The 19,529-nt window shown below is 51.8% G+C and carries 16 protein-coding genes; 5 read left to right on the forward strand and 11 right to left on the reverse strand.

The genetic code is table 11. The features are described from left to right. Positions 1-33: 33 nt before the first annotated feature. Positions 34-1,305 (forward strand): cytochrome P450, encoded by a 1,272-nt coding sequence (locus ABYT30_RS01010; RefSeq protein ID WP_373078138.1) that lies wholly within the window; start codon positions 34-36, stop codon positions 1,303-1,305. Between the two features lie 161 nt (positions 1,306-1,466). Further along, on the forward strand, positions 1,467-2,816 hold the full coding sequence (locus ABYT30_RS01015; RefSeq protein ID WP_373078135.1) for an MFS transporter: 1,350 nt from the start codon (positions 1,467-1,469) through the stop codon (positions 2,814-2,816). 128 nt (positions 2,817-2,944) lie between these two features. Here the strand turns inward: ABYT30_RS01015 and ABYT30_RS01020 are convergent, their stop codons facing one another. The 11 genes from ABYT30_RS01020 to ABYT30_RS01070 form a co-directional block, all read right to left on the reverse strand. Continuing rightward, a complete protein-coding gene (locus ABYT30_RS01020) occupies positions 2,945-4,357 on the reverse strand; it encodes an LVIVD repeat-containing protein (RefSeq protein WP_373078133.1) in 1,413 nt (470 codons plus the stop codon). Positions 4,358-4,376: 19 nt separating this feature from the next. After that, positions 4,377-5,684 (reverse strand): MFS transporter, encoded by a 1,308-nt coding sequence (locus ABYT30_RS01025; RefSeq protein WP_373078130.1) that lies wholly within the window; start codon positions 5,682-5,684, stop codon positions 4,377-4,379. Positions 5,685-5,725: 41 nt separating this feature from the next. Next, complete coding sequence (locus tag ABYT30_RS01030) at positions 5,726-7,135, reverse strand: aldehyde dehydrogenase family protein (RefSeq protein ID WP_373078127.1); 1,410 nt, start codon at positions 7,133-7,135, stop codon at positions 5,726-5,728. Between the two features lie 57 nt (positions 7,136-7,192). Next, on the reverse strand, positions 7,193-8,299 hold the full coding sequence (locus ABYT30_RS01035; protein WP_373078124.1) for an NAD(P)-dependent alcohol dehydrogenase: 1,107 nt from the start codon (positions 8,297-8,299) through the stop codon (positions 7,193-7,195). 59 nt (positions 8,300-8,358) lie between these two features. Beyond that, positions 8,359-8,631: a hypothetical protein gene (locus ABYT30_RS01040; RefSeq protein ID WP_373078121.1), complete on the reverse strand. Its 273-nt coding sequence runs from the start codon at positions 8,629-8,631 to the stop codon at positions 8,359-8,361. Between the two features lie 128 nt (positions 8,632-8,759). Continuing rightward, complete coding sequence (locus ABYT30_RS01045; RefSeq protein ID WP_373078119.1) at positions 8,760-9,809, reverse strand: phosphotransferase family protein; 1,050 nt, start codon at positions 9,807-9,809, stop codon at positions 8,760-8,762. Continuing rightward, positions 9,806-10,906, reverse strand: coding sequence for a TIGR03857 family LLM class F420-dependent oxidoreductase (locus tag ABYT30_RS01050; protein WP_373078116.1), 1,101 nt, complete (start codon positions 10,904-10,906; stop codon positions 9,806-9,808). The genes ABYT30_RS01045 and ABYT30_RS01050 overlap by 4 nt, the downstream gene beginning before the upstream one ends. Before the next feature lie 321 nt (positions 10,907-11,227). Beyond that, positions 11,228-13,246: an FAD-dependent oxidoreductase gene (locus tag ABYT30_RS01055; RefSeq protein WP_373078113.1), complete on the reverse strand. Its 2,019-nt coding sequence runs from the start codon at positions 13,244-13,246 to the stop codon at positions 11,228-11,230. An 87-nt stretch (positions 13,247-13,333) separates the two neighbouring features. Further along, complete coding sequence (locus ABYT30_RS01060) at positions 13,334-14,479, reverse strand: thiolase family protein (RefSeq protein ID WP_373078111.1); 1,146 nt, start codon at positions 14,477-14,479, stop codon at positions 13,334-13,336. Beyond that, positions 14,476-14,910, reverse strand: a complete 435-nt coding sequence (locus ABYT30_RS01065; RefSeq protein WP_373078108.1) for a Zn-ribbon domain-containing OB-fold protein — start codon at positions 14,908-14,910, stop codon at positions 14,476-14,478. The genes ABYT30_RS01060 and ABYT30_RS01065 overlap by 4 nt, the downstream gene beginning before the upstream one ends. A 124-nt stretch (positions 14,911-15,034) precedes the next feature. Then, complete coding sequence (locus ABYT30_RS01070; RefSeq protein ID WP_373078105.1) at positions 15,035-15,823, reverse strand: SDR family NAD(P)-dependent oxidoreductase; 789 nt, start codon at positions 15,821-15,823, stop codon at positions 15,035-15,037. A gap of 314 nt (positions 15,824-16,137) precedes the next feature. Between ABYT30_RS01070 and ABYT30_RS01075 the strand changes: the two genes are divergently transcribed. From ABYT30_RS01075 to ABYT30_RS01085, 3 genes are all read left to right on the forward strand, one after another. Then, positions 16,138-16,899 (forward strand): thioesterase family protein, encoded by a 762-nt coding sequence (locus ABYT30_RS01075; RefSeq protein WP_373078102.1) that lies wholly within the window; start codon positions 16,138-16,140, stop codon positions 16,897-16,899. Between the two features lie 28 nt (positions 16,900-16,927). Continuing rightward, complete coding sequence (locus ABYT30_RS01080; protein WP_373078100.1) at positions 16,928-17,632, forward strand: EthD domain-containing protein; 705 nt, start codon at positions 16,928-16,930, stop codon at positions 17,630-17,632. 229 nt (positions 17,633-17,861) lie between these two features. Beyond that, complete coding sequence (locus tag ABYT30_RS01085) at positions 17,862-19,439, forward strand: amidohydrolase (protein ID WP_373078098.1); 1,578 nt, start codon at positions 17,862-17,864, stop codon at positions 19,437-19,439. Positions 19,440-19,529 lie beyond the last annotated feature (90 nt).

The following is a 19,529-nucleotide window of genomic DNA, read 5'->3' on the forward strand; positions in this document are numbered from 1 at the left end:
AAACTCGCACTAAATACTCAGAAGGATTCGGCCATGAGCACTAAAATACCATCAGAATACGCCGCGAAACTGGTCGACCCCGCTGTCTACGCGACGGATGAATTGTATGAAATTTACGCGACCTTACGAGCGAATACACCGCTTGCGATAGCTGAAGTCGAGGGCTTTGATCCCTTTTGGGTGGTCAGTAAACACTGCGACGTTATGACTATCAGCCGAGACAATAAGCTGTTCCCCTACGGCGACAGGGCCACAACCCTGCTGAGCAAGGCCAGCCTCAAGATGTCGATGCAAACGGAAGAAAATCGCACAGTCGTCTCCTTGGTCCAAATGGATCAACCCGAGCACATGAAATATCGTTTGCTGACCCAGTCTTGGTTTATGCCGGTGAACATCAAAAAGCGGGAAGCGCAAATTCGCGAGATTGCCCTCAAGGGCGTAGCACGGTTGCACGCTATGAATGGCAACGGCGACTTTGTCACCAATGTCGCGCTCAAATTCCCCCTCGAAGTGATCATGAATATTCTCGGTGTGCCAGAAGAGGATTTTCCCTTCATGCTGCGTATCACCCAGGAGATTTTTGGTCCTCTCGATCCAGACACCAAAAAAGCCATGGCCAAGATGTCGCCGGACGAAATAACCAAAATTCAACGCGCGACAACCAATGAGCTGGTCGCATACTTCAATAAGATCACCGCCGATCGCAAAAATAACCCCACCGATGACTTGGCGACGGTGATTGCCAATGCCAAGGTCGATGGCGAGCCTATCAGCGAAGCCGCTATCAATGGCTATTACATGGTCATCGCAACAGCAGGCCACGACACGACGTCGTCTACAACATCGGTCGCGATGTGGGCCTTGGCGACCCAAGCGGGCCTATTGCAAAGACTTAAATCCGACCTCTCACTGATTCCCGCTTTTATCGACGAATGTATTCGCTGGGCAACACCAGTGAAGCACTTTATGCGCTCGGCCGCAGAAGATACCGAAGTCAGCGGCCAAAAAATTAAAAAGGGCGACTGGTTAATGCTCTGCTACGCCTCTGCCAATCGCGACGAAGACATCTTTGAAAACCCCACTGAATTTAATATCGATCGTTCGCCTAATAAGCATATCGCATTTGGTTTTGGTGCCCATCTCTGCCTTGGGCAACACCTTGCCAAAATGGAAATTCGCGTTTTACTCGAAGAGATACTGCCACGCCTAAAATCAGTAAAACTCGCCGGCGAACCACGTATGGTTGAAAGCTTCTTTGCCAATGGCCTGAAAAATCTGCCCATCGAATTTGAAATGGAGGCCTAAGTTACTTTAAATCATCGGATTAGCAGGCTATAAAAAGCGGTTGCCGTACTTTAAATCTAATCCCGTATACGGAATTACGAAATAGATCATATTTACTTTGCGAAACGTCCTTTTCCCTTTACGGTTTAGGTTTATCAAATAATAAGCTAAGAGTGTTAGTAATGAGCGAGCCCACCCAAGCCAACCCAGCGTCTGACGATATTATTCACGAAAGCCTAATCACGCTCCGGCAAGCACTCGTGCTTCTCGTTTGTTACTTTGCCTATATTCTCGACGGCTTTGATATTGTCGTCATCTCCTATACTGCTCCGGCTATATCCGCTGATTGGGGTATTCAATCTCAGGAGCTCGGGCTGGTATTCAGTTCGAGCTTACTGGGTATGACCTTAGGTGCAATGTTTCTTGCCTCGCTGGCAGACCTCTACGGCCGCAAACTGGTCGTCGGCGGCATGCTGCTCGTGGTGGGCCTAACAACAATCGCCGTGGTCTATGCCGACACCGTTTGGCAGCTGGTGGCATTACGCTTCATCACCGGTCTTGGCCTTGGCACCATTATGGCGGCGCTCGCGCCGCTAGCAGGTGAATTTAGCCCTAGTCGCTATCGCACTCTGATTCTTGCCCTACTTGTCTCTGGCGCGTCGCTAGGCCCCATTCTGGGCGGCTTAGTCACCAGCTCCGCTATCGACACCTACGGTTGGCAATCGGTCTTTATGGCTGCGGGTGTACTTACACTCATTGCCGCGGCTTTGATGTTTGTCCTTGTGCCCGAGTCGATGGTCTTCATCATCCGACGCAAACCGCAAGGCGCCCTAGAACGAGTAAACAAAACCCTCACTTACCTCGGCCATGCATCGCTTGAACAATTGCCCCCTGTTAATGAAGCAGCGGCCAAGGAGTCAGCCTCAGTGAAGTCACTGGTCATGCGTTCGCGCTGGATAGTCACACTAAAAGTATGGGGGGCGTTTTTCTGCGCCTATTCGGCGAGCTACTTTCTATCGAGCTGGCTGCCCCAAATACTCGTCCAAGCGGGCTTCGATCAGGAGCGTGCTATTCAAGCGGTCGTGCTCGCATCTCTGGGCTCACTGGTTGGTGCAGTAATATTTGGTTGGCTCGGCCGGTGGTGGGCCCTAAATCGGCTAATCGCCAGCTCCTTCGTGATTGGCGCATTGTCATATTTGATTGTCGGTGGCCTTATCGACGACATCGACGCGGTGAACCCGGGCTGGTTCTTTTGGACGCTCCTGTTTGTATCCGGCTTCACCACTTCCGGCGCATTTTCTAATTTGTACACCGTTGCAATGAAGATCTATCCCGCGCAAATCCGCAGCACCGGTATTGGCTGGGCGACGGGTATCGGTCGCTGCGGCGCGGTTGTGAGCCCTGCACTAGCGGGTTTTCTCCTCGCGGCTGGGGTATCACTAACAAGCTTACTCGGCGTATTCGGTATCTTTTTCTTGGTTGCGGCGACCTGCGTGTTCCTACTCACCATGCGGGAGTTACCATCAGGATAAATGCCTGAATAGTGACGCCTTTCTTTCATTTACCGCAACTGATGACCGTAAGTTGACTAAGGTTATACAAGTCGATAATAAAACATTTAGTCACGTTTTATTATCGACACCGGTTTTATGCTAATCAGCTACCACACTCCATTTGTCACTCGAACCACATAAAAACCACTATAGCTGTCGGTATACCAAATCTCTTTGCGCTCGGGTACAAACGCCGGCTTTGACATCGCCCGGCTACTTGCTGGCGCGGGTGCAGGAACAATTCTGGATTGAACAGGCGGATTAAAATATGCGACTTCGCGGGGGTTTTCTGGGTCGCGAATATCGAAGATTCGCAGTCCAGATATAATCATACTGCAAGCCGCTATATCGGGGTTCACTCTAGTCGGCACATCACAGTAATGGCCTGCGTAGCCGCCGGTGGTATTGGATGCACCCGGATCGTCAGCAATTTCGGCGCGATTCTCCGGCTCATGCACGGCAAGCCGCAAGTCAGAAACAATTCTAGGTTTAGTCTCATCACTAATATCAATGATGCGCCCGGCACCAACGAACTCACCGTTAGCTGCAAGCGCAGCCGAATTGCCCGGTTCGCTGACAGAGTATTCATCAATTTCTAGAAGATAGGCTTTGCCGTCGCGGCTAAAGGGCATGGCATTTTGGGGAATACTTTGGTTTTCCCAAGAAATAGTAGAAATTTCACGAACCTGGGGGTCCGCCTTTCGTGACTGTATTTCAGAAACATCGAGTATTAGAACACCGTGGCCATTACCCGCCGCGACATAGGCGCGATTACCGTCATCACTCAAAGACAGCCCGTGCGAGGAGTAATCCCCAGTCCATAATTGCTGCGGAAACGAGGGGTCAGATATGTCAACTGCGGTCAGCGTTGGGGCGCTCGGTGTGGCCGAATAGAAGGTCTTCCCATCGGGTGCCATGCCGCTTTCGTGGCCGAGTACACCCACCAAAGCCGAGGAGCGCAACTGGGGATCGCGGCAGTCCTCTGCCAGATCATAGACGTCGACCAATCCGGGATAAGTTACCGAGTTACCTAATACCGCAGCGAGTAAACCCGCTTCTTGCGACACCACCAATGACTCGTGTGGCGATAGCATAGCCGGGGTGACCAAACGATTTGCCAACATCGGCGCGGTTGGATCACTCAAGTCCAAGACATTCACACCAACTTCCATGTCGAGGACACTGGTCGGAAATATCAGGGTGCTATCGTAATAGGCACACTCTCGACCTTCTTTATCGACATACCTTTCGACTTTATAGCCACCCACTGTGCCAACCGCATTGGGCACGATGTACGAACCAACAAGCTCGGTATTGCAGGTGTAGCCCTCCATCGCGCGGCCACTATCGTGTTCAGCTTTCGACACCCGTCCCTGCATACCGATTTCTGGATTGGATCCGGCGCCGCATTGGCTTACCTTGGCTTCGCTGACACCTGCGGGATCTTTGCTGCCACCGCCACAGGCGACCAAGCTCGTGGCGACGCATGTAACTAAGAGTCGATAAAGCGAGTGTTTCATATTTACTCCTCAGGAACGTTTAAACAGCCACAGGGTCTCGATTCAAACGATTCGCAGCAATGAAATAAAACGAAGCGGCAATCAGCATAATCGCGACCGTCGACACCAATGCCCAGCGTAAAGGGTCGGCCAAGCCCATTGAGCGATACAAATCACTTACTACACCGGTTATCTGCGGCCCAAAGCCATAACCGCCCAAATTCAGCGCAATCGACACGTAGGTGATAATTGAGCCGCGCATGTTTAGCGGTGACAGATTCAAAATGATGGATAGACTCGCTGCATAGAAGCAGGTGCCAAGCACTTGAAATATAAATAGGCAAGGAATGGCAACGGCAAGTACCGGAGTACTAAAACCAATCATGCCAAAGGGTACTGCGAGCATCGTCACAATAGCGATAAAGCGGCAGCCACCGCCCGCCGATGTTTTTGCCATTTTATCGGCCATAAAACCACCGGTGATCGTGCCTATCGCAAAGCCTAAGCCTAAAATTAGCCCTGTAATTAGGCCGGCTTTCCCCAACTCAAGATCGTGAACGCGAACAAAAAATGTCGCGCTGAAGGAGCCACTGCCGGCCTGCCCCATAATGACTAATATGGCGCCGCCCGTTACCCACAATAGCGTTTTATCAGCGAATATCGTTTTGAAAATGTCTTTTAGGCCTGCGGGGTGGTCGTCGCCTGACCGTTTCGGCGCTGGATCAAAGCCACCGCGCACGGGCTCCTTCAGAGTCAGCAGCACCAGCAAGGCTAATAACATCCCCGGCATAAAGGCGAGTACAAACGCCATGCGCCAACCGTATTCGGCGGCAATAAAGCCCGACACAGAGAACACCAAGATAGTCGCTATAGAGCTATTAACACTAAATATACCAACCGCGCGACCGCGCTCATGCTTTGGGAAATAATCGCTAATTAGCGCGAGCGTCGTCGGGTTACCACCAGATTCAGCGGCCGCGACCCCCACACGGCACAACGCTAAGCCGAGAAAACTAGACGTCTTCGCTGTTAATAGCGTTAACAAACTCCAGGCCACCAACAAGCCCGCTAACAGTCGGGTGCGGTTGACCCGATCGATCAACAGGCCAATCGGTATCGACGCCACGCCGTAGGCTACCGAAAAAACCAAGCCGACCAATAATCCCAGCTCGGAATCACTGAGATCAAACTCAAGCCGAATCGGCTCCGCCAGCGCCGGTATCAAGGATTTATCTATGGTGTTTAACACCGACACCAGAAAAAGCACAGCGAGTGCATACCAACGATAGGCCGTCGGCTGCTGCATTTTCTCAGCACTTTCATCTGCTATATCTGACGGCGTAACCAAGCGCATTACTCCTTTTATAATTTTTTTCTGTTGCGCGAGATTTAACCTGCTTTAGTAACGTTAACTACCCGCGCTTGGGTGTATTCATGCAAACCTTCTTGCCCCAACTCAACCCCCATACCGGACTGTTTCGCGCCCCGGAATGGAATAAGCGGGTCTAGGCCGAGATGACTATTCACCCACACGGTGCCGGACTCAATACGCTGAGCAACGTGTTGCGCGCGTTCAAGATCATCGCCCCACACTGATCCAGCCAAGCCGTACACAGAATTATTTATTCTGGCGATAGCATCATCCAAATCCCCATAACTTAAAACGGGCAAAATTGGACTAAATTGTTCCTCAGCGACAATACTGGCGCTATCTAAAACATCGCGAATAATCGTCGGCGGTACAAAATAGCCGGGGCGATCCAGCGCTTGGCCACCCGCAATGACCTTCCCGCTCGCTCCTGCCTCAAGCAATAGTTGTTTTACTTTCTCGAATTGCGCGCGATTTTGAATCGGGCCGATTTGGGTAGCCTCCTCGACGCCGTCACCGACGATAGCCGCCGAAGCCAAGCGCGCCAGCTCTTCGCAAAATTCATCGTATTTTGCCGCAGGCACGTAAACACGCTTAACCGCCACACAGATTTGACCAGCATTGTATGTCGCCGCGTTATAAATTTTAGCGGCGACCGACTTCACATCAACATCATCTAAAATCAATGCTGCATCGTTGCCGCCCAATTCCAGCGTCACCCGTTTCAATGAAGGTGACACGCTGGAAAGCACTTTTTTACCCGTCGCGGTTGAACCAGTAAACGACACTTTTGCAACATCGGGGTGCGCGGTTAATGCCGCCCCGAGATCGTTCTCGTCAGTAATCACGTTCACCACCCCTGCGGGGAATATGTCCGCGCAGAGTTCACCAAGCAGCAGCGTTGTTAAAGGCGTGGTGGGCGCTGGCTTTATAACAATAGTATTACCTGCCAGCAGTGCCGGAGCCATTTTATTCACCAGCAGCATCACCGGGAAATTCCATGGCGTAATCGCAGCAACGACGCCAAGGGGGGTGCGGTACTCGACGATACTTGAGCTCTCGTCCTCGCGCAAAACCCTAGGTGACAGCGCCATGCTGGCGAAGGTTTTAATGCTATAAACAGCCGTCATCATCTCAACCCGCGCCTGGGCCAAGGGTTTACCCTGTTCTCTGGTAAGCGTTTCTGAAAATTCTGGCAATCGCGCTTCGATGGCCACGGCCAGCGCCCGCAACTTTTCGGCCCGCGCATCCGCCGAGCATCCAGCCCATGCCGGATAGGCCGATTTTGCTGCCGCTACTGCTTCATTAAGTTGGCTCTCATTCGCACGAGGTGCTGTTTGAAATGATTCACCTGTGGCAGGGTTAACAACCGCCATTTCGGCGGCGCCGTCAACCAATTTCCCGTCAATTAACAATTTAAAGTGTTTCATATTTTCTTCCTATCACGCGGTGATGAAACCCTGCGTTATCGCTAGTGAATTGGCCATTTAGGCGGGCATTTTAATAATTGCTTTAATCGTGGCACCGCACTCGGCATCTTCAATTGCTTGATTGATATCAACTAAATCATAGTACTTAATGATACGGTCTACGGGGAATTGCCCCTGCTTATAGTATTCGAGTAAACGCGGAATAAATTCTTTAATATCAGAATCACCTTCCATCACACCCTGAATTTTTTTACCGCTAGTCATGAACATCGACGCGTCGAAACTCACCTTCGCGTTCAGTGCGTAGCCAGCGACCAAGGCTAAGGTACCCTGACTCACCAATAAATTTACGCAGCGTTCCACTAGCGGCAAGTAAGCGGTGGTGTCGATAATGTAATCGACACCAGCTGGGCAAATTGACTTTATTTCACTATCAAACTCGTTGCTTGCACCATGCACACAGTGCGTCGCACCAACCGACCGTGCCAGCTCCAAACGACTGTCATGTATATCTACCGCAATCACCGTTTCCGCTGCCGCAATATGTGCCGCCGCCATGACGGCGGAAAGCCCTACCGCGCCAGCCCCTAATACCATCACTGACGCGCCTTTAGGCACTTGTAATGAATTCAGCACCGCGCCGGCTCCAGTCTGAAACCCACAACCAAAAGGACCGACGATTTCTAAGGGGATGGCGTCGTCCACTTTAACCAAATTATTCTCAGAGCAAATCGCATGCGTGGCGAAAGACGACTGACCAAAGATATGCGAGGTAATAGGCTCGCTGCCTTTTGCCAAACTGGTTGAGCCGTCGGCGCGGCGACCAAGGATATTCAATGGAAAAAATTGCGTGCAATAGCCCGGCACATGCTTTGCGCATGACGGGCATACACCACAGGAAGAAAAGCTCATTGCCACGCGATCGCCAGGCTTAAATGCAATGACGTCACTGCCAACTTGTTCTACGATACCGGCGCCTTCATGCCCTAGCACGACGGGACGCTTAGTGACGCTGGCATCACGGAGCACCATATCGGTATGACAGATACCCGTGGCAATGATTTTTACCAATACCTCATTTTCGCGTGGTGCTTCCAGCTCAATGTTTTCGAGGACTAGCGTATTGCTGTCAGGCCGCAGTACGGCCGCTTGTATTTGTGTCATAAAATTCTCTGCTGCATTTCCAATACGGTTGGTATTCAAAGCTAAACGCCGAGGCCGCACTACGCGCCATAGGAACACACTGCCAAGCAATAAGGCTCATCGAGGCCAATGTGCACTTGCGCCAAGACGCCATAACCAATCTCGTCACCGCAGCGTGCACTCCAAAACCCTGAGATCCTGGTAGCGCCCATGGCAACACCAAAATACAGCGCGCCGCCTTTACTATGGCCGTTATACCAATAGCGGCCATAGCAAAAGCGATCACTGGTGGCCGTCTGGACTATAGGTTCCGGGATTTGGTAAATCGGAAAACCGTCAAGTTTGGTAATCATATCGCTAATCCAATTTTGCTTCGGTGGTTGCCGATCGCAACAACGTTACAGAGCAAATCCAGAGCTTCCATATTTTAAGCATCGCGCCCTGCTTGCGGAATCTGCATCACTCGGCACTGACGCCGCGATTACAGCAATTCCAGTGAGCCCAAGTCGCGAATCGCAGCGCAGGAGCGCTTTGCCATTGCCAAAAACATGCTGTCAGATTCTTCAGAGCGCTCTCCAGTCGCATAGATACAACCGATAGCGGCAATCATTGGCCCCTGCAATTGCCCTATGCGGTAAGCGTTAAAACACTGTTCAAAGTCATAATTTTTTACGCCCAGTGCTACTAACTCATCAAAATACAAGCCAACAAGCGCTTTTTCATGTTCACGGCGCAGACCCGTGTGCAGACAGGTTCCTAAAAAATAGGCCAAATCACGGGTCGGCGGGCCGATCTCAGACGTTTGCCAATCGAGCGCGACGACGTCACTGTCCTCGCTGCCAAACATAAAATTATCTAAACGATAATCACCGTGTACCAGTGCAAACGGCTCTGCGACTGCACAGGCCCATACTGGAATTGCATCGGCTACCGCAAGCATAGTCGCAAGGTCTTCCGCACCTAATTCCTCGCGATAGCGATCAACAAACTTCACGAAGGTCGCTTGGCTTAAATCACTCATGAATTTTGCCCGCACCGGATCGCAGGATCGCGTTAAAAAATCGAATTCAAATAGTGATTTATCATTCCAGGTCGGCGCATGTAAGCCGGCCAAATTACGGATGACAGCATCGGCGCGGGCAAGACTACAACCTTCGGCTTGAACACCAGCCACTCGCGGCGCTAAATCTTCAAAGATCAGCGTGAATTTCTGGCCATCGCCTGATATCGCTGAATGCCAAAATTTTGGAATGCGTATATCGACTCGTTCTGCTAGATGAGAGTAGAAGCCCACTTCGCGCCGATAACCGCTAGCAACCTTTTTACGGGCTTCCAGCTCACCGCCAGCGACTTTTAAAATTAGCGTTTCCGGCCCTTGATCAGCATCGACGCTGATGCGGTAAGTAGCACCTGTTTGGCCAGTGCCAAACTGCTTAAGTGAGATGGATCGAATCTCATAGCCCAGTATTGCCGACAGCCACTCTGCTGACACATCCTCAACATCAATCGCTTGTTTAATGCTGTTTTTCATAGTGATACTTTCCCTGGATTTGCTGGCAGAGACGCAATATCAGACTTTCGAATAGCCCGATAGGCAGGCAGTATCGGCGCTAATTCTGCGGGCGTGGCACCGTGCAAAATGACACTATGGGCACCTAGATCAAGTTGATGCTGAATTGCCTTCGCGCACTGCGCAGGCGTACCAACAGCGGCCGTGGCCAGCCATTCATCCGGTATGAGTGTTGCAACATGTTCCAACTCGCTGGTGGTAGCGGCAGCGTCGATAGCACCTTTAAAATTTTTCACGAAATCATCTTCACGAAATCGCGTCAAAACCGCTGGGTCCCAATCATTTGCCTTGACCATCATGTCGCCATAGCCACGAAGGTACGATGCCAGGCGGCCAACTGTTTTTTTCAAGCGCTGGTCTTCGGGAATATGATCACCCACCGTTGCGAGTATTGACCATATCCGCACGCTGTCAGGATCACGGCCCGCTTGTTCGGCGCCACGCCGCACGGCTGCGATGGCTTTCTCAACTGCGGGATCATCAAAAAACGTATGCAAAATAACGGCATCCATGCAGCGGCCAGCCAACTCTTGGGTTTTCTCACCCATCGCGACCAATGACAGGGGAATGTCAGCTTTCATGGGTCCGTGCAATTGTAAATTAGGAAATTGCCCTAAAGGGCCATCATAACCCTTGATACTTTCTCCCTGCCAAAGGCGACGAAACATATCGGCGGCATCTTCAAACTGTTTGCCGGTAATCGGCTTTAGTCCCATCGACTTAAACAAGCCGTCAAATCCACGACCTAGACCAAGCGAGAATCGTCCACCAGTCAGTTTATCCATTGTCATCGCAAAAGTAGCGGTAACCATCGGGTGGCGGGTATTGTGGTTCGTCGCTCCCGTCGCCAAGCCTAAACTGTTACTCACTGCTCCTGCAGCGCCACTTATTGTGCAGGCGTCTTTGTAATTAAATCGCTCAGAGATAAATCCACTGCCGAGCCCCAAAGCCTCAGCCTCGCGAACATCCTCGACAATAGCGCGTGGATTATCAGAGTGCCCCGCCAGCATATAAAAACCCAGCTCGGTCAATTGTGGTGTCGATCCGCTTTGATTCATTAATTACTCCTTGATCGCGTAAGCAGGCTCATATGATGGCAAGCACTACGCATTTATATTATGCAGCTCGTATTTTTGAGGGATACAATTAATTTCGCAAAGCTGCTCATGCTCGTGCTCCGAGTTTAATGACGCGCGCAGACATAGGTATGAACCAATTTATCGCTTCAAAGGCCCACAGTAATTATTTGGTCTTGCTCAATCACTGTCGCCATCGCGTAAATAAATGGCAAAACAGTATTTCACACGCAATCAGAGTTATTTTTATTCACTCAAACGCCACCGCCGTTTCGCCGCGGCGTTTGAGGTCAAGCTATTGTTCTAGATCCGACGAGACAAATAAGCCGCTTCGTGGATTGAGTTCCCATAGGAGCGCGGCTTGCGGGAGTCGCCAACTACCTGCACGGCAATACCAGTGCCGAACAGCTCCGTTGACAGCGGATCGTAGGCAACGCGGCTCGGTGCAACAACCAAGGTGCCACACTCGATAGTTTCGCTCTTACCGTCACGAGTGACAGTAATGCAACCCGGCTCAACACCTTCAACTTGGACGCCTGACTCCACTTTCAAGCCAACTTTTTCCATCCACATTTGCACATACTTATAACGTGAACCGATATAGCTCGCGGGCACAAAGGTGGCCGGACTGTCCAGCAAGCGAACGTCGCGCCCCTGTTGGGCAAGATCAAGCGCCAGCTCAACACCATCGGTAGCACCCAAGACCACAACCGGGCCATCAGCAAGATTCTTCTGCTCAGCTTTCAGCACGTCATCGAGCAGCACCGCCGCGCCAGATTCAAGCGCGGAAGACAAGCCACTGATATCGGGCAAAGCGTGGGTAGCCCCCATTGCGACGACCAGCACATCGGGCTTTTCTGCCAAGATAATGTCGCGAGTAACTTCCACGCCGGTGCGAACCTTGATGCCTTCTTTCTCAACCATCAGCCGGTGCCACTCGGGCTGGTAGCGAATCTGTTCCATATTCGGCAAGGTCTTGTAGTTACCAGCCCACCACATTACACCGCCCAGCTCACTGTCCTTTTCCCAGATGGTGACATCGTGACCAACCTGATGAGCAGTAATCGCGTACTCCATACCACCGGAGCCACCCCCGACGACCATCACCTTTTTGGGAGATACTGCGCGCTGTAAACGGAACTCACGATCACGCCCTATGACAGCATTCTGCGCTGATCCAGCAATACCCTTGTTAAAAATATTACCCTGTAATAGTGATGCGCCAGTGCGAGTCGACTTGCGAATTTCTTCCTCGCGGCCTTCAGCTATCTTGCGGGGAAAATCTGGGTCATCGAGCGACAAGCGGCATGATGCAAAGAAATCGGCCGCGCCGTCTTTAATCATAGTGCGCATCTGTTCGGTGGTATTAATATTACAAGAACCCATCAACGGCATATCGATACCTTTGCTCTGTAGGCCAGCGCGCAAACGCTCCACATAAGGCAGCGCAACCAAGTTAGGCACATAGAAACCACCACCAATCACGTCGCCGGAGGGCAGTTCGGGGTTACGGCTTTTTGCCGGCAACATCGAGCCAAAGGTACAGTCAATCGCGTCGACACCCAAGGCATGCAGGCGCGGCGCGTAATGCTCTACAAAGTAATCGACGTCGTAACCACCTTCGTAGTTTTCGTCACAGCACATGCGAGGAATTTGTGGATAGTCTTTGCCACACAACTCTTGAGCGCGCTTAATGATCTGCTCACAGAAAAGAAAGTGATCGGCATACTCGTCGTCGCGACCACTGTTCTCTAAATGTGACAGAGTGACATGGGGTAATGAACCATGGCAGAAATGATAAGAGATATAATCGTAACCCGCTTCCTTAGCCCGGCGTGCTGCCTGACCATAGGCTTCAACCAAATCACGGTAGTCTTGGGTCGTTAGAACGCCGGGCTCTTTATTGCCGATAGGGTATTTTCCGCTTGGCCCCCAAGAAACAGTACCCGGAATCCAGCCCTTGCCTGGCTCCAGTGGCACGGTGGACCCCAAACCAGGAATCAAACCGCCGTAAAATAATTGGATGCCAGCCAACGCACCATTTTTGTGAATGACATCGACCATCTGGCGGTGGCTGATAATATAAGTATCGTCGTAGAGACCGAACATGCGCTCGTTAATTAGTCCGTCCCAACGCACGCAGGTTGCACCCACACAGACTGCACCAAAGCCGCCCGCTGCCAATGCCTCATAAGTGCCTATACCCGCTTCAGTAGCATAGCCTTTGTCATCTGACATGTTCATGGTGGTCGGCGCGTGAACCATGCGATTTTTGAAGGTTAGGCCTTTGGTTTTAAACGGCGTTAATAATTTATCTTTCATTTCAAAACTCCAAATATACTAAAGCTTATATAAGTTGACCGGCACTTCAGAACAACATAGTGCGGTATAAACCAAATCTACTAGGCCTTATGCCTTTTCCAGTATGTGTACGCCAGCGGCGCCAACACCTACGCCGAAGCCCAGCACGTGGGCAAGACCTAAACGGGCGCCCGCGACCTGCCGCGCTCCAGCTTCGCCACGAAGGTGCATCACGATCTCGACAATATTGGCTACGCCGGTGGCACCAATCGGGTGGCCTTTCGACAATAGACCGCCAGATACATTGACCGGAATTCGGCCACCTAAGGCGGTGTCGCCACTGTCAATCAGGGCACCGGCCTCACCTTCTCCGCACAGGCCAAGGTTTTCATAGTGCAGTAGCTCTGCTGTTGCAAAGCAGTCGTGTAGCTCGACAAGATTAAGATCTTCTGGACCAACACCTGCCATTTCGTAAGCCGTAGCCACCGCCAAACGGGTAACTGAATTGGTGTTCATCAACACACCATTGCGGGACTCCCAAGGATCAGACGCCAGCGCCGAACCGCGAACGCGAACGGCTCGACCAAGGCCCAGCTCTTTCGCTTTGCGCGCAGAAACCAATACCGTTGCTGCCGCGCCGTCGACGTTAACAGAGCACATTAGCTTGGTGAGGGGCCACGCGATCATTTCACTAGCCATAACCTCGTCCAGCGGCGTCTCTTTCTGATACATCGCTTTGGGGTTCATGGTCGAATGATGGTGATTCTTCACCGACACTTTAGCGAACTGCTCCATCGTCGTCCCGTATTTGGCGCTGTGGATCACCCCAGCCTCGGCGAACAATGCTGGCATGGTGCCTGAACCAAACAAGCCTTCTGGCGGTGGCCCTTCGGAATTACCCGCCGACAGCATACCCGCGGGATTTTTCTCAGCACCAACCGCAACCACAACATCATAAAGCCCGCTTTTTACGGCAATAAACGCTTCACGGAAGGCGGTCGCACCCGCAGCGCAGGCGTTGGAAACGTTAACGCAGGGAATACCGGTCTGGCCGATTTGAAATAAGATCTGCTGGGCGATCATCGAAGCGGCATTAAAGGTCGATGCCGCATACAGGGCGCCAACGTCGCCGATATTCAGACCAGCATCATCTAGCGCCAATAGTGTCGCCTCGGCGCCAAGCTGGGCTGGTGTACGATCGGGATAGCGGCCAAATTTAATCAGGTCCGCCCCAACTACATATACATCACTCATTGTTCAGCTCCTGACAACGGCAGAAAGTGGTAACCCACATAAGGATTGCCTTTTGCATCACTCGCGCCACCCGCATCATCGAAAATCATTTGCACCCGCATACCCGCTTTAACGGTATCCAGACTCGCTTCACACAATGTGCCTTTTAAGCACAGGCCATCATCGAGATCGACAACGACTGAGAGAAAAGGCACGGCGACACCGGGGTAACTGCGGCGAACTTCGGTGAAAGTGTGCACACGGCCGGTCTCAGAGGCGCGGAATTCAATAGCTGCGTTGCGGCTAAAACACTGGCGACATGCCATAGTTTGATCAATGGCAACGCTAGCGCAGTCTGGGCAGCGAAAACCCGTTATCCAGGGCTGATTATCTTCCCCAATACGGATATAGCGCTTAGCTGGGCTTAGCGACGTAGCTGAACTAGCTGACATTGTGTGTCTCCCTCATCGAGCCAAATGTAAAATCGTAGAGCAGTTTATCATTATAATGCAATACGCCATGTGCAATGCAAGTTAATCCGCTTTCGTTCAGCCGTAAATTACCAACAAACTAGACTCAGCCCGCTTCGCGCTTTCGCCGCGCCACTTGCTTTGGCACATTTGGCTGCCCAGAATGCGCCGTAATACCACCGTCGGCGACCACGATAGAGCCAGTCATATAAGAGGCTTCATCAGAAGCAAGAAATGTCACTACATTAGCCATTTCTGCTGGACTACCATAACGAGACAATGGAATTGCATCGGTCCACGCCCGTCGATCTTCGTCAGAACCGTGAGCGCCCACACCCATCGCTGTATCAGCAATCGCGCCAGGACACAGCGCGTTTACGCGGATATTGTCGCGGGCGCAATCTACCGCCAGCGATCGCGTGTAGTTAATCACGGCGCCCTTCGAGGCATTGTAAGCACTAAAGCCGTAGTCGCCAGCCAAGCCGGAAATCGACGCGATATTGACAATGGCACCACCCGCTCCCGTCGCGCGCATTTGCGGAATTGCGACGCGGCAGGCGTAGTAGACAGATGAAACATTCACAGCGAATAAGCGCTGCCAGTCTTCCTCGGCAAGCTCTGGTGTCTCCGCAAGAATACCAATGCCAGCATTATTGACCAGAACATCTAAGCGACCGAAACGCTCAACCGTTGCCGCGACCATGGCCTCAACTTCAGCGGCGACCGTTACGTCGGTGCGCTGAAATACAATTGCGTCAGTCAAGCTAGCCGGAGGGTTTAAATCGGCAACCATTACTCGCGCACCTTCAGCTACCAGCCGCGCCACCACAGCCGCGCCGATGCCAGAGGCACCACCAGTGACGATGGCGACCTTGCCTTCAAACCTGAAACTCATAAAACCTCCAATCGTGATAGCGCTTCTTGTATATTTAGTTTTTGTTAGCGCCCGAGCCCGCAAGGGACGCCTACCGCGCAGCCTTTTACGGCAGGACCAGCGTCAAACATGCGTCTAAACGTCAGCTATACTGAATTTCAGCGCGAGTTTGCCACCGCCACAACAATAGAATACCATCGTTGCATTGTATATTATAGAGTGCCACAAAACGCCGCAAGGTTTAGCCGGGGAAATGCTATTACACGCTCAAATTAGCTGAGCAGGGACCGCTATTTTCTCACCCCAAATGGCATCACACAGGACAAATAGCAATAATGACTGACGAAACACTCGCATTTTATCGCCGCGAGGGAGATGCCTATAAAGCCACTGGGCTCGGTATCAGCCCCTGGAACGAACAGGCACAAATGGGCGTAGCGCTTGCCGGACTTGCCGCCCACTGCCTAGAAGCAATCCCCTGCCCCGCACCGATGCTTACTACCCGGCTGACCATCGATATTTTGGGTACCGTACCGCCGATAGCGCTGACCCCCGTTACCCGGATTGTGCGCGACGGCCGTCGCATACAAACAGTTGAAGTCACCCTGGAGGCCGACGGACGCAGCTGGGTACGCGCGACCGCCTTGCGCATTCGTACAGAACAAAGCCCCGAAGTTTCTAACCCCGCCACCCGTTCGTTCCCACCAGAGGGACGTGACCCAAACCTGCCCCGAGCGACAAAATGGGCTGAAACCATTCTCCTCGCTGGTGGCTTCCATCAAGCCGGACCGGGCGCCCAATGGGTGCGATTTACCAGCTGCGTCGTTGCAGGAGAACCCCTAAGGCCACTGGAACGACTCGCAATGCTTGCCGATTTTGGCTCTGGAGTAGCACCTGTGCTGCCCGTAAAAGAATGGACCCAAGCCAATACCGATATAAGCCTACATATCAGCAGGACATCGGAAGATGAGTGGCTGCTCATTGATGCTGGCAGCGAAAGCGCTGGCAACGGCATTGCCCTGGTTCACAGCCGGATCAGCGATCGCGACGGCGCAATTGGCATGGCCCATCAATCGCTATTTCTCAATCAGCGCTGATAATAACCCGCAGTGAGAAGGTAAAATAATGCAAAGTAATCCTCCTTGGCGCCTAGCCTTTATGTTCGACGCACCCAACGGCGCATACGGCGATTTAGAAGAGGGCTTAAAACGGATCACAAGCCAAGTTCAGGCACTTGCGGGCGCTGCGCATGTGCGCTTGGGTGTCGCTGATCGACACCCAGACCTTGCCGTAATTTTCGACGCAGAAACGAGCAATAGCCGATCGGTTGATGGCGCCATCGAAATCAGTGTCGATGACACTCGCAAAGCCGAACTCGCCGCGATCTCAATTGCTGTCTCTAAATTGCTGACTGACATCGCCGCGCCGAGAACGCTGGAAATCATGGCCGGCCCTTACTACTCCATGGTGCCTGTACGCGACGGCAATGTCTTTTTATCCCTGGCCTTTCGTCGCGACCCTGACATCAGCTCGGCGCAGTTTCAAGACTGGTGGCTTAATCAGCACGCGGGCATCGCTATTCCGGTGCTAGGCGGAGGCCTTCTCGCCTACGATCAGGTTCACCTTGACCACTCTGCCAATGAAAACTTAGGCCAGGCAGTGAAAATTTCACCCGTTTACTACGACGCCTACGACAATCTGACCTGGACTGACCGCCATGCCTTTCTGCAGTCAATCAGCAATGAAGACGACATGATACGCGTGTATGCCGATGAAGTTGGTAAGATCGATAAACACTCTCAGCGCAGCGCGCTGATGCGTAAACTATAAGCGTACACCGCAGCCAAACGCCAATAAGTTCGCGGTAAATATAAGCAAAATAATAAGGAACGTTTTCATGGCGCCGCACCGCTACTCTCGAGGAGCAATAGCTCTTTTAAAAACCATTATCTTTACAACTATTTTTTTAGCCTTCGTTGCCGCACTAACCATCTATATCACGTCACGAAGGGATACGCCTCCCGTCAGCCAGGTGTTTACTAACGGCAATATAATCACCATGGATTCAGACAATTCCGTTGTGCAAGCCATTGCCCTTCAAAACGACAAAATCATTGCCGCCGGCAGCAACGAAGACATACAGGAGTACATCAGTAAAGATACCCTTGTGCACAATTTGCAGGGCAAAACTCTGATGCCAGGTATTGTTGATGCCCATAGTCACTTCCCTGGTGTTGGCATGTATGTCACGACCGCAGACCTGAGCAGTCCGCCGGTCGGTAGCATTAGCAATATTGCAGAACTACAAGCCCGTTTGCGGGAACGACTCCAAGGCAAGTCAGCAGGTAAGTGGCTTACCGGACTTGGCTATGATGACACCCTGCTTACCGAACACCGCCACCCTACAAAAGAAGAGCTGGACGCTGTATCTACCGAGCACCCCATTTTTATCACCCATGTATCAGGACACGTTGGCGTCGCCAACAGCTTAGCCCTTGCAATAGCCGGCTACGACCACTCCACCCCCGACCCCGAAGGCGGCCATATCGTTAGAGATGATAAAGGTGAATTAACGGGCTTATTAGAAGAAACCGCCGCTGCACCACTCACGCTTAAAATGCTCGATATTTCACCCACGCAAGTCTACGAGATGATCCGCGAAGCCGCCCAAATCTATGCTGCGGCTGGCGTCACCACCGCACAAAGTGGCGGCCTAGACGGCGCAATGTTGAAGGGACTTTACTATGGATCTGAGCTGGGCTTAATCCCACAGAGGCTAGAACTGTGGTCATCGTTATTAATCGGGGAAGAGCTAATTTCCGGCGAGTTTAATTTAGACGATTACAATAATGACTATGTCCATTCTCGTACCGTAAAAATCATCGCTGACGGCAGCATTCAAGGTTTTACTGGCTTTTTAAGCCACCCTTACCACACCCCGTTTCGGGGCGATGAAAACCACCAAGGCTACCCCACGATGAGCCGTGAAAAACTCACCCAGTGGGTGAGCCGCTTACACAAAGCCGGGTTCCAACTTGCTATTCACGGCAATGGTGATGCGGCGATCGATGATATTATTTATGCTTTTGAGCAGGCCCAACAACGTCATCCTAACGACGATCCCCGCCTAATACTTATTCATTCCCAAATGGCAAGGGAAGACCAGCTAGAAGATATGAAGCGCTTAGGGATAAGCCCGTCATTCTTTTCCGCACATACTTACTACTGGGGTGATCGCCACCGCGATATATTCATGGGTCCAGAGCGCGCTCAACGTATGAGCCCCGCTTTTTCGGCACAGCAAAAAGGACTGCGGTTTAGTGTCCATTTAGATTCCCCCGTGGTACCGATGGATCCAATGTTGCTGGTATGGTCAACGGTCAACCGCATATCCAGTAGTGGAAAAGTCATAGGGGCAGAACAGCGCATTGATACCATGAGCGCCTTAAGGGCCGTAACGATCGATGCGGCATGGCAAATTTTCCAAGAACACCGCATCGGCTCGCTGGAACCAGGAAAACTGGCAGACCTGATTGTATTAGACGCAGACCCTCTGCAAGACCCACTTTCAATCAAGGACATTAAAGTTGTACACACCTATGTCGGCGGAGTGAAAATATTTGATCGCCACCAATAGCTGCAATTACAAAAAAAACGCGCCACGTACATGCCTAACACCAAATTAATTAACAGCATTTACCCGCGGCGGTAGATCACAACATCCACA

The sequence above is a fragment of the Zhongshania sp. genome (assembly GCF_041623545.1).
GTDB lineage: Bacteria > Pseudomonadota > Gammaproteobacteria > Pseudomonadales > Spongiibacteraceae > Spongiibacter.